Genomic DNA, 12,754 nt, shown 5'->3' with positions numbered 1-12,754 from the left:
CAAGGAGATTCCATGTCCGGCCACAGTCAGTTCGCCCTGCTCCGCCAGCGCCGCTTCCTGCCCTTCTTCATCGTGCAGTCGCTGGGGGCGTTCAACGACAACGTATACCGCCAGGCCATCATCGGCCTGCTGTTCTACCTCGGCGTGAGCCAGGCCGAGCAGTCGCTGTACACCACGCTGGCGCCGGCCATCTTCATCCTGCCCTACTTCCTGTTCTCCGCCCTGGCCGGTCAGATCGCCGAGAAGCTGGAGAAATCGCGGCTGATCGTGATCACCACCACGATGGAGATCGGGATCATGACCCTGGCCGCGGTCGGCTTCCTCACCCAGAGCATGCCGATCCTGCTCGTCGCCCTGTTCTGCACCGGCCTGCAGTCCACGCTGTTCGGCCCGGTGAAGTACTCGGTGCTGCCCTCGGTGCTCAAGCCCGAAGAGCTCACCGGCGGCAACGGCCTGGTCGAGATGGGCACCTCCATGTCGATCCTGACCGGCATGATCAGCGGCGGCATCATCTTCACCCTGGCCGGCAGTTTCGGTCCGATCGTGGCGGCAACGGCAGTGATCGCGCTGGCCATTGCCGGCAACATCACCGCGCGCATGATCCCGAAGGTCGATGCCGGCGCGCCCGACCTGAAGATCAACTGGAACCCCATCCCGGAATCGCTGGCGGTGCTGCGCCTGGCCAAGAAACAGAAGGCCGTGGCCAATGCCATCCTCGGCGTGTCGTGGTTCTGGTTCGTCGGCACCATGCTCACCTCGCAGCTGCCCACCTATGCGGTGGTCAACCTGGGCGGCGAACCGACCCTGTACATCTTCGCGCTGGCGCTGTTTTCGATCGGCACCGGCGTGGGCTCGCTGCTGTGCGAAAAGCTGTCCGGCCGCACCGTGGAAATCGGCCTGGTGCCGTTGGGCGCCTTCGGCATGACCGCCTTCATGCTGGACCTGTACTTCGCGCGCGCCGGCACCGCCACCACGGCGGGCCTGGGCGTGGCCGCCTTCGTGGCCGCACCGGGCAGCGTGCGCATCATCGTCGACCTGGTAGGCATCGGTCTGTTTACCGGCTTCTTCGTGGTGCCGTTGTTCGCGTTGATCCAGAGCCGCACGCCCAAGTCGGAAATGTCGCGCGTGTTCGCCGCACTCAACATCCAGAATTCCGGCTTCATCGTCGCCGCGGCGATGATTGCGCTGGCCACGCAGAAATTCCTGCACTGGACGATCCCGCAGCTGTTCCTGGCGCTGGCGATCGCCAATGCGGTGGTGGCGGTCTACATCTTCACCATCGTGCCCGAATTCCTGATGCGGTTCCTCAGCTGGGTGATGGTGCGCTTCCTGTACCGCCTGCGCCTGCATGGCATTGAAGCCAACGTGCCGGATGAAGGCGCCGCGCTGATCGTCTGCAACCATGTCAGCTACATGGACGCGCTGATCCTCTCGGCGACGATCCCGCGCCCGGTGCGCTTCGTCATGTATTACAAGATCTTCAACATCCCGGTGATGCGCTGGATCTTCCGCACCGCCAAGGCCATTCCGATTGCCGGCGCGCGCGAGGACCCGGCGCTGATGCAGGCCGCGTTCGATGAAGTGGACAGCGCGCTGGCCGACGGTGAGCTGGTCTGCATCTTCCCCGAAGGCGCGCTGACCCGCGATGGCGAAATGGCCGCCTTCAAATCCGGCGTGGAGAAGATCCTCGAGCGCCGGCCGGTGCCGGTGGTGCCGATGGCACTGCGCGGCATGTGGGCCAGCATGTGGAGCCGGCGCGATACGCGCTTGGGGCGCATGCGGGTGCCGCGCCGCCTGCGCGCCCACGTCGAGGTCATGGCCGGCCCGCCGGTCGACGGCGCAGCGGCCACCGCCGAGGGGCTGGAAGCGCAGGTCAGAACACTGCGCGGCGATCAAGGCTGAAAGCGACCAGATCAGGGTATTCCGCAAAGAAATCCATTGCGGCGCTCATGTAAACGCATACATCGGCGGGAACATCGGGTAGATTACCGCCCATAGGGGGTGTCACTTGGCGTTGGGAGATGCCAAGGGACAACCAATGGAATGGAGTCGTACTTGAATCATCTGCCGCCACCGACCCCGTCGGGCGTTGTCGTCCCCAACCATCTGGTCTGGGCGATCCTGACAACGTTGTTCTGCTGCCTGCCGTTGGGCGTGGTGTCGATCGTGTACGCGGCCCAGGTCGATGGCCGCCGCGCGGCCGGCGACCTGGCCGGTGCCTACGACGCATCGCGCAAGGCCGGTGGATGGGCATTGGCATCGGCGCTGGCCCTGCCGGTACTGCTGCTGTTGTGGTTTGGCCTGTTTGGCGGCATGGCCGCGCTGGGCGCTCTTTCCGACCTGTGAAACACCCTTCGTTCAACCCACCCAAGAAAATGGAGCTTCACTGATGAACGCCACTGCCCCGCAAGTCCCCAACCACCTGGTCTGGGCCATCCTGACCACCCTGTTCTGCTGCCTGCCGGCCGGCATCGTCTCGATCGTGTATGCCGCCCAGGTCAATGGCAAGCTGGCCTCGGGTGACATCGCCGGCGCGCAGGAATCGTCGAACAACGCCAAGAAGTGGGCCATGTGGTCGGCCATCATCGGCGTCGTGGCCATCGTGCTCTACATCATCCTGGTGGTGGTGATGGGCGTTGGCGGCGCAATGAGCGGCGGCAACTACTGATCGCCCCCTTGGACGGCCCGGTCCGGCGCCCGCGCAGGGTGCCCGGCTCGGGCCGTTCTGCCGTCATGAGCCTGCCTTCCCGTTCCACCCTGTCGCGCTGGGCGCCGCTGGCCGTCACGGCCGGGCTGGCCGTGGGCGCAACCGCAGTGCTGCGTCATGTCAGCCCGTATGCCAGCAACAGCCCGCTGCCGGGTTGCCCGCTGTATGCGTTGACCGGGTTGTACTGTCCCGGCTGTGGCAGCACCCGCTGCCTGTATTCGCTGGTCCACTTCGACTGGTCCGGCGCGATGGCGATGAATCCGCTGCTGGTGATCTCGCTGCCATTCCTGCTGTTGATGCTGCTCAACAACGCAGGCGTGCGCATGCGCGCACTGGACCCGCTGATGCGGGTGCTGGCCAATCCCACCTTCTGGCTGGTGCTGCTGGTCGGCTATGCAGTGCTGCGCAACCTGCCATGGATGCCGTTCGCGCTGTTGGCGCCCTAGGTCACCCAACCGGCGATGACCAGCAACGCAAGCGCTGCCATCCACAACAACAGCATGCGCCAGACCAGGCTCATCGCATCGCGCAGCTCCGGCAGGCGGCGCCACACCGGCACCATGCCCGCATCGCTGTAATCGTGCGCGTCTTCGCGCAGTTCGGCACTGACACTGGCGCGCGCCACGGCGCCCAGAAAATCGGTGGACGCGGCCCAACTACTGCCGTGCGCCTCGCGCCAGGCCTTGAAGGCCGTATCGAAGTTACCCACCAGCGCCATCGACAGCGACATCAGCTGCGCCACCGGCCACTCCAGCCACGACAGCAGCTGGCGTGCGCCCACCACCGTCTCCACGTCGGCCAACGAGCGCATCGGCCCCACGGCCAGCAGCGCGAGCAGGCGGTACGCCAGCGCGCCTGCCGGGCCCAGCAGCAGGAACCAGAACAGCACCGCGAACCAGCGCCGCAGTGCGTTGAGCACGGTGGCTTCCACCAGCGAGGGCACGTCCTCGTGCAGGCTGCCGCCGGCGGACTGCAGTTGGCCGATGGCCGAATGCCGGGCGTGCGCGTCATCGGCGTCGATCACCGCTTCCACGTCGCGGTCCAGGTCGCGCGGACCCCAGCACATCACCAGCGTGGCGATGCCCAGCAGCAGCGACGGCAACCCGAACAGGCGGTCATGCAGCGCCCATTGCAGCAGGGCCAGCACCAGCACGAACGGAACCACCGCCACCAGCCAGCCGTGGCGCCCACGCCAGAAGCCGGTTTCGGCCGCGTGAGCGTTCAACCACTGCAGCCAGCGCCGGTACCAGCCGAATCGACGCAGCGACACGGCCGCGGCCGGCGCGACGTGGCCCAGGGCCAAGGCGACCAGTACTGCGACCAGGGTGGTGAACATGGCGGCCTCCGTTCGGTTTCTGGGCGCTACTATGCCTTGGGACCCGGCAATTCCCCGGGTCACAGGTAATGTATGCCGCCCCGTGTTCAGGCAGCGGCAACGTGGTGCCCGGGTCAGCTCACCTGGCTGCGGTACCAGTGCTCGATCAGGCTGCGTGAAATCGAGATCGGCGGCGACAGGCGGATGCCCACCCCATCGTCCTCGATGTCACGGGCCAGCGCCGCGCCCACTTCCTCGGCAGTGAACCAGCGCGCGTCTTCCAGCTCGCCATCCACGGTGGGCACGTCGTCTTCGGCCGTGGCGCTGAAGCCGAGCATCAGCGCGCCCGGGAACGGCCATGGCTGGGTACCGAGGTAGCGACAGCTGCGCACCCGTACCTTGCTTTCCTCAAAGACCTCGCGGACCACGGTCTGTTCCAGCGATTCGCCGGGCTCCACGAACCCGGCCAGCACCGAGTAACGGCGCGGGGCCCAGTTGGCCTGGCGGCCGAGCAGCAGGCGCCCGTTGCTTTCCACCGCCACGATCACCGCCGGGTCCACGCGCGGGTAGTGTTCGGTGCTGCACGCGACGCAGCGGCCGATGAAGCCCCCCCGGGTGAAGGCCACGGCGCCGCCGCACACGCCGCAGAAGCGGGTGCGGGACTGCCAGTACGACATGCCGCGGGCATAACAGAAGGCGCTGGCATCGGCGGCCGACCAGGTGGTGGCCGATTCGCGCAGGTCCACGCGCTGGGGCGCCGCGATATCGACGGCGGCCGATTCGACCGAGAACCACGCCTGCTCGCCGCGCAGGCCGAGGAAGATGGCCGTGCCGGGGCCGCCCCCGACCTGGGCGCCGGTCAGCGCCAGCGGCTGGCCGTCGTCACCGGCCAGCGCGCGGCCATCGGGATCCAGCACCAGCACGTGCGCCTGCGGCCACAGCCGCAACAACGCATCGGCGTCGTCGCGCAGGGTATCGGCGCGTTCAAGGGGGTCGGTGGTGAAAGCAAAACCGGCAAGCGGCAAGGAGACATTGGACATCCCTGAAGCCTGCCGCGATTCAACCGGAACAGCAAGCGGTGCCGTGCGGCACCGCGGTGGCGATCACATGCTGAAACTGCTGCCGCAGCCGCAGGTGGTCTTCGCATTCGGATTGCGGATCACGAACTGCGCGCCGGTCAGGCTTTCGGTGTAATCCACTTCGGCGCCCATCAGGTACTGCAGGCTGAGCGGATCGACCAGCAGGGTGACGCCGTTGGTGTCCACGGCCAGGTCATCCTCGGCGCGGTTCTCGTCGAACTCGAAGCCGTACTGGAAACCGGAACAGCCACCGCCCTGGATGTAGACGCGCAGGGCCAATACATCGCTGGCCTCGTCCTGGATCAGTTCCTTGACCTTGGCCGCAGCGGCTTCGGTGAAGTTCAGGGGACGGTCCAGCGACTGGTAATTCGGCGCAGCGGCGGGGGTGGGGGCGCCGGGCAGGGAAACTAGCGTGCTCATGCCCCCAGCATGGGGGTGCATGGGCACGCTTTCAAGCACCGGCCGTTCAGGCCATGGCGTCGGCCAGCTTCCTGCGCGCGTTGCCGTCCTTGCCGTCCTTGCGGTCGGCACTGTCGTCGGCCGGCGGCGGCAGCGCCATCTGGGCGCCACCATGGATGAGACGGCCGGTCAGCTGGGCGCCTGCGTTCATTTCCACCACCTGGTAGTGGACATTGCCGGTGACCCGGGCGCTGGGGGTCAGCTCGACCCGCTCGCTGGCGTGCACGTCGCCATCCAGGCGGCCACTGAGCACCACCACGTGGGCGCGGATCTCGCCTTCGATGCTGCCCTGCTCGGCCAGCGTGAGAGTGGCCGTGGTCGCGCCTTCCTGGGCGATCACCTTGCCCAGGATGGTGCCTTCCACATACAGGCCACCGCTGAATTCCACGTCTCCCCGGATCACCACCTGCGCGCCGATCAGCGCGTCCACGACCAGATGCCCGTCGCGGTTGGATTTGTTGCTGCCAAACATGGGCTTACTCCCCTTCTTTTGCCGTTGCTGCAGCCGGTGCTCCGGACTGCTTCCAGTCGAATACCTGGGTGGCGCCCCCTGCGCCGCTTCCCAGCGTGACCCGCACACGTTGCGGGGTGAAGTCCTTGGGCAACATGACGCTGCCGGTGAGCTGCTGGAAGTACCGGAAGGAATACTCCTGGCCCGGCACCTTGGTGCGCTGGTGCAGCTCGTCCCAGCTGACCGAGGTCAACTTGCCGTCCTTGACGCCTTCAACCGTAAACCGCATCTGGCCCTGGCTGATCGCGCCACGGTTGAGGTTCTGGGTCAGCACTACGGCGTACTGCCAGGTGCCCGCCGTTTCCGGCGAAAATTCAATGGAATGGGTGTTCAGGCCCTTGCGCTGGCTGGTGGACCCGACCAGGCGTTCGTAGAAGGCCACGTCGGCACGCAGGCCGGCGATTTCCTCGTCGCGCTCGCCCAGCGAGGTCTGCACCTCGTTGTTGGCCGCGCGGCTGATCCGGTCCGACGCCTGCAGGGTGGCCTGGGTCTGCTGCAGTTCCACCACCTGCTTCTGCAGCGTTTCGGCACGCGCTTGGGCGGCGTCCAGCTGGCGGCCGGCGTCACCGCCGGGGCCGGCGGTCCAGCGCCCCAGCAGCGCGGCCAGGACCAGGCTGGCCAGCCAGATGCCGGCCAGGATCAGCAGCCGGCGGCGATCGGGCGCCACCGGGGTTCCGGGGCGGCGGATCTGGATGCGGGAAGGTGTCGGGTTGTTCATGGCGAATACGGCGGCACCGCAGCTTGGGCGATACCGACACGGCCCCTGTCGGGAAGAGCGACTGCTTAGTGTAAGTCAGGGTTGGCACATTTTTCGCCCCTGACCCCCTGCGGGGCAGTAGCGTTCAGGGACGTCATCCCCGATAGTGTGGGCCTGTGCACACTTTCGCCGGAGCGCCTGCCATGACCGAGGCCCACCTGTTCGTGATCGGCATCCTGCTGGCCTGGCTGGCCGGCATCCGCGTGTACCTCACGGTGTTCGGGGTGGGCCTGGCCGGCATGCTGGGCTGGGTCGAGCTGCCGCCGGCGCTGCAGGCGACCGAGTCGTGGTGGGTGCTGGGCACCTCGGCCGCGCTGGCCATCACCGAATTCTTCGCCGACAAGATCCCCGGGGTGGACTCGGCCTGGGACCTGGTGCAGACCCTGGCCCGGGTACCGGCGGGCGCCTTCCTGGCTGCAGCCACGCTCTCGCCCACGGGCGAACTCAGCACCACGGCGCTGGCCGCAGGTGCCGGCGTGGCCCTGGCCAGCCATGGCCTGAAATCGGGTACCCGCGCCCTGCTCAATACCTCGCCCGAACCGGCCAGCAACTGGGTCGCCTCGGCCGCGGAAGACACGGTGGTGGTGGGCGGCCTGGCGTTGGCGCTGGCGCACCCGTGGCTGGCATTGATCGTCGTGGTGGCCTGCAGCCTGGTGGGCGCGCTGGTGGTCTGGCTGGTCTGGCGCACCCTGTGGAAGGGCATGCGCTGGCTGCTGCGGCAACCGGCGGGAAAGCCCGGGGCACTGGCCGACCGCGATGCCGCATAATCGCGCCGCAGACTGGGAGTACTGATGGCCGTCCAAGACAACGCTGTTGCATCCACCCGCGCCACCCGCGCCGAAACCCCGCCCGCCGATCATTGGCAGCGCTGGGCCAGCGCCGACGCGCCCGCCGTGGCGCCCGCGCCCAGCAACGTGGTGCCGCTCAACGCTGCCGCCGCCGCTGCCGTGTCCACCCCGCCGGTGCTGCCGCCATCGCAGTGGCAGCAGGACGATGCCACTACGCCGCCGCTGGGCAGCGAGGCGCCCTACCGTGTGCTGATCGTCGAAGACGACCGCTCGCAGGCCCTGTTCGCACAGAGCGTGCTGCATGGCGCCGGCATGGAAGCGATCGTGCACAGCGATGCCGAAGGCGTGCAGCAGGTGATCAACGAACAGCGCCCGGACCTGATCCTGATGGACCTGCACCTGCCCGGCCTGGATGGCATGCGCCTGACCGCGCTGATCCGCCAGCAGCCCGGCCAGCAGCTGCTGCCGATCGTATTCCTCAGCGGCGACCCGGACCCGGAGCGCCAGTTCGAAGTGCTCGACAGCGGGGCCGATGATTTCCTGAGCAAGCCGATCCGACCGCGCCACCTGATTGCCGCCGTGTCCAACCGCATCCGCCGCGCCCGCGCGCAGGCGGCGCTGCAGCCGGGTGCGCAGGGCGCGCCGGCCATGAACAACCCGGAGACCGGCCTGCCGACCCGCCACCACGTGATGCATCAGCTCGGCGCGGCGCTGGCGCACGGCGAGCATGGCGGCCTGTTTTTCATCGAGGTGGCCAGTGCCCTGGGCCTGCGCGAACGCTACGGCTATGCCGCGTTCGAACGGCTGATGGTGCAGGCCGCGCAGCGGCTGGCCGACAACGCGCACCCGCACCTGCTGGCGCGCCTGAACGACAACAGCTTCCTGGTCGTGGCGCGTGGCCTGGACGAAGAATCACTGGACGCGATGGCGCACCAGCTGCGCGATGAACTGTCCGCGCGCTCGTTCGTGATCCGCGATGAGGAATCGGTGCACCTGCGCGGCGTGGTCGGGCATGCCCAGCTCTCCGGTGGCTTTGGCGATGCCGGCACGGCGCTGGAAGCGGTGGAGCGCACCACGCTGCAGGCGCGGCTGCTGCCCTCCGGCGTGGCCGCGCATGTGCGCCGCGAGGACGTCGCCGCGCAGGAACACCTGGCCATGCTCGAAGGTCAGCTGGAACCGGCCTACCAGCCGATCGTGGCGGTGGCCGGTGGCAACACCGCCCAATACCAGGTGCTGCTGCGCCTGCGCCAGGCCGATGGCAGCGTACTCAACGCGGGCCAGGTGATCCCCGCTGCGGAAGCGGCCGGTCGAATCGCCGACCTCGACCAGCAGGTGCTGGACCATGCGCTGGGCCTGCTCGATCTGTACCGGCACGCGACCCAGCCGCTGAGCCTGTTCGTGTCGCAGTCGCTGCGCACCCTGGCCCGCGATGCTTTCGCCGACTGGTTGCTGGAAACGCTGCAGCAGCGTGGGCTGCCCGGCAGCGCGCTGGTCATTGACGTGCGCCTGCCCGACGCACTGATCCACACCGTCACCCTGCAGCAGTTCTGCTCGCGCATGAGCGCGGCCGGGGTGCGCTTCTGCCTGAGCCAGTTCGAGCCCAGCGGTGAAGCCAATGCCCTGCTTGGCCAGCTGCCGCTGGCATTCGTGCGGATGGCCGCCCGTTTCTCCAGCAGCCATGCCAACCAGCAGACCCGCGATGAACTGCGTGGCGCGATCGATGCCGCGCACCGTGCCGGGGCACAGATCATCGGCCAGCAGATCGAAGACCCGCAGGCCGCAGCGGCGATGTGGATGGGCGGGGTCGATTTCATCCAAGGCAACATGGTGCAGTCGGCCGGGAGCGAGCTGAACTTCGACTTCCACACCGCGGTGCTCTGACCATGACGGCCCAAGGACGGGTTCCCTTCGCACTGTGGCTGGCGGCGATCGCGGCCGCCCTTGCCGCTACCGCCAGCGGCATGGCCGCCGCCGGCGCCAACGGCCCATGGCCGATCATTGCCGCTGCCACCGCCGCAGTGGCGCTGATCGCCGCGCTGGTCGGCGTGAGCCGCTGGCGCGAGGTGCAGGCGCAGCTGGCCCTGGGGCAGCGCCGCCACGAGGCGCTGGCCGTTGAGCGCGACCACCTGCAGCGCGCCATGCAGCAGCAGGACATGCTGGAACAGGAGCTGCTGCAGGCCAAGCAGGCGGCCGAGGCCGCCGCGCTGGCCAAGGGCGAGTTCCTGGCCACCATGAGCCACGAGATCCGCACGCCGCTCAACGGCATCCTGCCGATGCTGGACCTTATCGCGCGCGGCCAGCTGGGCACCGACCAGCGGCAGATGCTGCAGACCGCCACGGTCAGTTCGCAGCAGCTGCTGCGCATCGTCGATGACATCCTGGATTACTCCCGGCTGGAGGCCAAAGGCCTGGACCTGGAAATCACGACGTTCAACCTGCGCGAGCTGCTGGAGGGCATCGTCCAGCTCATGCAGCGCAGCGCTGAAGCCAAGGGCCTGGCGGTGTCGCTGGAACTGGACCCCGCCGTGCGCCTGTCGGTGCGCGGCGACCCGGTGCGGCTGCGCCAGGTGCTGGGCAACCTGATGGTGAACGCCATCAAGTTCACCGAGCGCGGCCAGATCCGCCTGCGCGTGACCCGCCAGGGCGAGACCGCCAGCCAGCACCAGCTGCGCTTCGAAGTCATCGACACCGGCATCGGCATCGACGGCACCCTGCAGGCGCGCCTGTTCCAGTCCTTCAGCCAGGCCGATGCCTCCACCACGCGCATCTACGGCGGCACCGGCCTGGGCCTGGCCATCTGCAAGCGCATCATCGACCTCATGCACGGCAACATCGGGGTGAGTTCGACCCCGCGCCACGGCGCCACGTTCTGGTTCGAGATTCCGCTGCTGAAGGTCGTCGGCGACCTGCCGGCCGCGCCGCTCACCACGCGCGCCCTGCTGGTCAGCGAAGACCCGCTGCTGGTGCAACGCCTGCAGCGCGTGCTGCAGCACCACGACATCCGCCTGCACACGGTGGACAGCGCATCCGCCGCGCTGGACATCCTGCGCGCGCCGGTACGCCCGGGGATCGAGCCGGACCTTGCCTGGGTGATCGCCGACACCCATGCACTACGCCACGGCGCCACCGCCCTGCACCGCGCGGTGCTGCACGATGCCCGCACGCCCACCCCGCGCCTGCTCTGGCTGCAGGGCGACGAGCCGCTGGCCGCGCTGCTGCGCGAGAACACCTGCGTGTTGCCGCGCGAGGCCGGTGACGTGGACCTGCATGCGGTGCTGCGCCCGGCATTGGCCAGTGCGCGCCCGGCCCCCCTGCTGGCCAGCGTGGAGCCGTACAGCGGTCCAGTGGACGCGCCGCAGCTGGGCCTGCGCCTGCTGCTGGTGGAAGACAACAGCGTCAACCTGCTGGTCGCCCAGCGCCTGCTGCAGGTGCTGGGCTGCACCGTCACCACCGCCACCGATGGCGAACAGGGCCTGCATCAGCTGCAGACCCGCGCCTTCGACCTGGTGCTGATGGATTGCCAGATGCCGGTCCTGGATGGCTACAGCGCCACCCGTCGCTGGCGTGAGCAGGAAGCGGCGGAAGGCCGCACCCGGCTGCCGATCGTGGCGATGACCGCCAACGCGATGGCCGGCGACCGCGAGCGCTGCCTGCAGGCGGGCATGGACGATTACCTGTCCAAGCCGGTCAACCGCGAGTCGCTGCAGGCCTGCCTGCTGCGCTGGCAGTTGACGATGGAAGACAACGCCGCCGACGCGCGCAATACACCCGCGCCGGCGCGGGCTCCGGCACCCACCCCATTGCCGCCGCCCCTGCCGCCGCCGGCCGCAGACAACGGCAATGACGACGTCTCGCCCGGGGTGCTCGACACCGGTGTGCTGGATGAGCTGCAGGAGGTGATTGGTGCGGAGACCGCCACCATCATCGCCGTGTTCCTGGAAGACACCCCGCCCTTGATCCGGCAGCTGCAGGACGCGTCGGTGGCCGCCGACCTGGAAACGCTGCGCGCGCTGGCGCACAGCCTGAAGTCGGCCAGTGCGAACGTGGGGGCGATGGCGTTGTCGGTGGCGGCACGTCGGATTGAACACGACGCCCGCGCCGGCACGCTGGAGCGCCCGGCCGTGGCCGTGGCGCTGCTGATTGCCGAATACGCGCGTGCACGGCTGGCGCTGGCCGGCTACCAGGCCGGCATCGGCGCCACGGCCGCGCGCTGAATCAGTCTTCCAGTTTGGTGAGCAGGTAATTCGGCTCGCCGATGCGCTCGATCAGTTCCAGCTGGGTTTCCAGCCAGTCGATATGCTCTTCCTCGTTGTCGAGGATCTTCACGAACAGCTGGCGGCTGACGTAATCGCCTACCGAATCGGCATAAGCCACCGCTTCGCGCAGGGTGACGGTGCCTTCGCGCTCAAGCGCCAGGTCGCACTGCAGGATCTCGGTGGGGTTCTCGCCGATGCGCAGCTTGCCCAGCGCCTGGAAGTTCGGCAGGCCTTCAAGGAACAGGATGCGATCGGAGAGCACGTCAGCGTGCTTCATCTCCTCGATCGATTCCTTGTACTCGTGGTCGGCCAGTTCCTTCAGACCCCAGTTCTTCAGCATCTTGGCATGCAGGAAGTACTGGTTGATCGCGGTCAGCTCGTTGTAGAGGACCTTGTTGAGGAATTCGATGACCTTCGTGTCGCCTTTCATGACCCTGCTCCTGCAGCGTGAAAACGCCGGCACTGTAGCGCGTTGCGCTGACCGATGAAGGAACGCGAATCAACCTTAGTTGCGCAATCCCGCCAGAAGTCGTTTTATTCACGTAACGTGAAATCCACCGGATGGAAGGCGCATGAACAAAGGATACGTGTGGCGACCGGGTACAGGCATCGACCCTGCGGCGCTCGCTCGGCTTCGTGACCATTACCCCATGCCGAAGACTCCCATGGGCGAGGCCTGGTTCATGGGAGATGATCGCCGCCACTTCCCTGAGCTGATGGGCGACCTGGACGCACTGCCGGCCCGCGACATCCTGGCGCCACTCGCAGAGATCGCGTCGGGCGTCGTGTCGTTCGGCCAGCGGCAGGAGTGGCGCAACTGGTTCCACTACCTGCTTGCACAGCGCGTGCCCGATGGCCGCGAATGGGTGGGCGAGACACTGA

The 12,754-nt window shown here is 67.9% G+C and carries 14 protein-coding genes; 8 read left to right on the top strand and 6 right to left on the bottom strand.

The features are described 5' to 3' along the window. Window positions 1-12: 12 nt before the first annotated feature. The 4 genes from KVS69_RS08740 (at window position 13) to KVS69_RS08725 (ending at window position 3,153) form a co-directional block, all read left to right on the top strand. Complete coding sequence (locus tag KVS69_RS08740) at window positions 13-1,902, top strand: MFS transporter (RefSeq protein WP_217537783.1); 1,890 nt, start codon at window positions 13-15, stop codon at window positions 1,900-1,902. Between the two features lie 162 nt (window positions 1,903-2,064). Beyond that, window positions 2,065-2,346 carry a CD225/dispanin family protein gene (locus KVS69_RS08735; protein WP_237334373.1) on the top strand — a complete coding sequence of 94 codons (282 nt, stop codon included), beginning with the start codon at window positions 2,065-2,067 and terminating at the stop codon, window positions 2,344-2,346. Between the two features lie 43 nt (window positions 2,347-2,389). Beyond that, window positions 2,390-2,668 carry a CD225/dispanin family protein gene (locus KVS69_RS08730; protein ID WP_068854269.1) on the top strand — a complete coding sequence of 93 codons (279 nt, stop codon included), beginning with the start codon at window positions 2,390-2,392 and terminating at the stop codon, window positions 2,666-2,668. Window positions 2,669-2,733: 65 nt separating this feature from the next. Then, complete coding sequence (locus KVS69_RS08725) at window positions 2,734-3,153, top strand: DUF2752 domain-containing protein (RefSeq protein WP_184125906.1); 420 nt, start codon at window positions 2,734-2,736, stop codon at window positions 3,151-3,153. Here KVS69_RS08725 and ampE read toward each other — a convergent pair. The 5 genes from ampE to KVS69_RS08700 all read right to left on the bottom strand — a co-directional run bounded on the left by ampE (window position 3,150) and on the right by KVS69_RS08700 (window position 6,789). Continuing rightward, on the bottom strand, window positions 3,150-4,043 hold the full coding sequence (gene ampE, locus KVS69_RS08720; RefSeq protein ID WP_217537782.1) for a regulatory signaling modulator protein AmpE: 894 nt from the start codon (window positions 4,041-4,043) through the stop codon (window positions 3,150-3,152). The genes KVS69_RS08725 and ampE overlap by 4 nt on opposite strands. 113 nt (window positions 4,044-4,156) lie before the next feature. After that, a complete protein-coding gene (gene nudC / locus KVS69_RS08715; protein WP_217537781.1) occupies window positions 4,157-5,062 on the bottom strand; it encodes an NAD(+) diphosphatase in 906 nt (301 codons plus the stop codon). Window positions 5,063-5,125: 63 nt separating this feature from the next. After that, entirely contained in the window at window positions 5,126-5,521 is a 396-nt protein-coding gene (erpA, locus tag KVS69_RS08710; RefSeq protein ID WP_217537780.1) for an iron-sulfur cluster insertion protein ErpA, read from the bottom strand. Between the two features lie 46 nt (window positions 5,522-5,567). Further along, a complete protein-coding gene (locus tag KVS69_RS08705; RefSeq protein WP_068854274.1) occupies window positions 5,568-6,032 on the bottom strand; it encodes a polymer-forming cytoskeletal protein in 465 nt (154 codons plus the stop codon). 4 nt (window positions 6,033-6,036) lie between these two features. Then, entirely contained in the window at window positions 6,037-6,789 is a 753-nt protein-coding gene (locus tag KVS69_RS08700) for a DUF6776 family protein (RefSeq protein ID WP_068854275.1), read from the bottom strand. A gap of 182 nt (window positions 6,790-6,971) precedes the next feature. Here KVS69_RS08700 and KVS69_RS08695 point away from each other — a divergent pair, with 182 nt between their 5' ends. Genes KVS69_RS08695 through KVS69_RS08685 form a run of 3 tightly spaced genes read left to right on the top strand, consistent with a single transcriptional unit; the run spans window position 6,972 to window position 11,830 of the window. After that, entirely contained in the window at window positions 6,972-7,595 is a 624-nt protein-coding gene (locus KVS69_RS08695) for a DUF4126 domain-containing protein (RefSeq protein ID WP_068854276.1), read from the top strand. A 24-nt stretch (window positions 7,596-7,619) separates the two neighbouring features. Next, the gene (locus KVS69_RS08690; RefSeq protein ID WP_217537779.1) at window positions 7,620-9,497 is read left to right on the top strand and encodes an EAL domain-containing response regulator; all 1,878 of its coding nucleotides are present in this window, start codon (window positions 7,620-7,622) and stop codon (window positions 9,495-9,497) included. A 38-nt stretch (window positions 9,498-9,535) separates the two neighbouring features. Next, complete coding sequence (locus tag KVS69_RS08685) at window positions 9,536-11,830, top strand: hybrid sensor histidine kinase/response regulator (protein WP_217537812.1); 2,295 nt, start codon at window positions 9,536-9,538, stop codon at window positions 11,828-11,830. A 1-nt stretch (window position 11,831) separates the two neighbouring features. On the opposite strand, the gene bfr is transcribed toward KVS69_RS08685, so the two are convergent. Then, window positions 11,832-12,302, bottom strand: a complete 471-nt coding sequence (gene bfr, locus KVS69_RS08680; RefSeq protein ID WP_068854278.1) for a bacterioferritin — start codon at window positions 12,300-12,302, stop codon at window positions 11,832-11,834. Between the two features lie 220 nt (window positions 12,303-12,522). Between bfr and KVS69_RS08675 the strand changes: the two genes are divergently transcribed. Then, the coding region (locus tag KVS69_RS08675) for a hypothetical protein (protein ID WP_217537778.1) at window positions 12,523-12,754 on the top strand (232 nt) is incomplete at its 3' end.

The sequence above is a fragment of the Stenotrophomonas sp. GbtcB23 genome (assembly GCF_019091045.1).
Lineage (GTDB): Bacteria > Pseudomonadota > Gammaproteobacteria > Xanthomonadales > Xanthomonadaceae > Stenotrophomonas > Stenotrophomonas rhizophila_A.
The sequence above is the reverse complement of the archived record's forward strand: the minus strand, read 5'-3'. Positions and strand labels throughout refer to the sequence as shown.

What these genes read in the sequence shown, in the direction of transcription:
- nudC (WP_217537781.1), bottom strand. Translation starts at nt 5,062, where the DNA reads ATGTCCAATGTCTCCTTGCCGCTTGCCGGTTTTGCTTTCACCACCGAC.
- KVS69_RS08695 (WP_068854276.1), top strand. Translation starts at nt 6,972, where the DNA reads ATGACCGAGGCCCACCTGTTCGTGATCGGCATCCTGCTGGCCTGGCTG.
- KVS69_RS08725 (WP_184125906.1), top strand. Translation starts at nt 2,734, where the DNA reads ATGAGCCTGCCTTCCCGTTCCACCCTGTCGCGCTGGGCGCCGCTGGCC.
- KVS69_RS08705 (WP_068854274.1), bottom strand. Translation starts at nt 6,032, where the DNA reads ATGTTTGGCAGCAACAAATCCAACCGCGACGGGCATCTGGTCGTGGAC.
- KVS69_RS08690 (WP_217537779.1), top strand. Translation starts at nt 7,620, where the DNA reads ATGGCCGTCCAAGACAACGCTGTTGCATCCACCCGCGCCACCCGCGCC.
- ampE (WP_217537782.1), bottom strand. Translation starts at nt 4,043, where the DNA reads ATGTTCACCACCCTGGTCGCAGTACTGGTCGCCTTGGCCCTGGGCCAC.
- erpA (WP_217537780.1), bottom strand. Translation starts at nt 5,521, where the DNA reads ATGAGCACGCTAGTTTCCCTGCCCGGCGCCCCCACCCCCGCCGCTGCG.
- KVS69_RS08740 (WP_217537783.1), top strand. Translation starts at nt 13, where the DNA reads ATGTCCGGCCACAGTCAGTTCGCCCTGCTCCGCCAGCGCCGCTTCCTG.
- KVS69_RS08730 (WP_068854269.1), top strand. Translation starts at nt 2,390, where the DNA reads ATGAACGCCACTGCCCCGCAAGTCCCCAACCACCTGGTCTGGGCCATC.
- KVS69_RS08700 (WP_068854275.1), bottom strand. Translation starts at nt 6,789, where the DNA reads ATGAACAACCCGACACCTTCCCGCATCCAGATCCGCCGCCCCGGAACC.
- bfr (WP_068854278.1), bottom strand. Translation starts at nt 12,302, where the DNA reads ATGAAAGGCGACACGAAGGTCATCGAATTCCTCAACAAGGTCCTCTAC.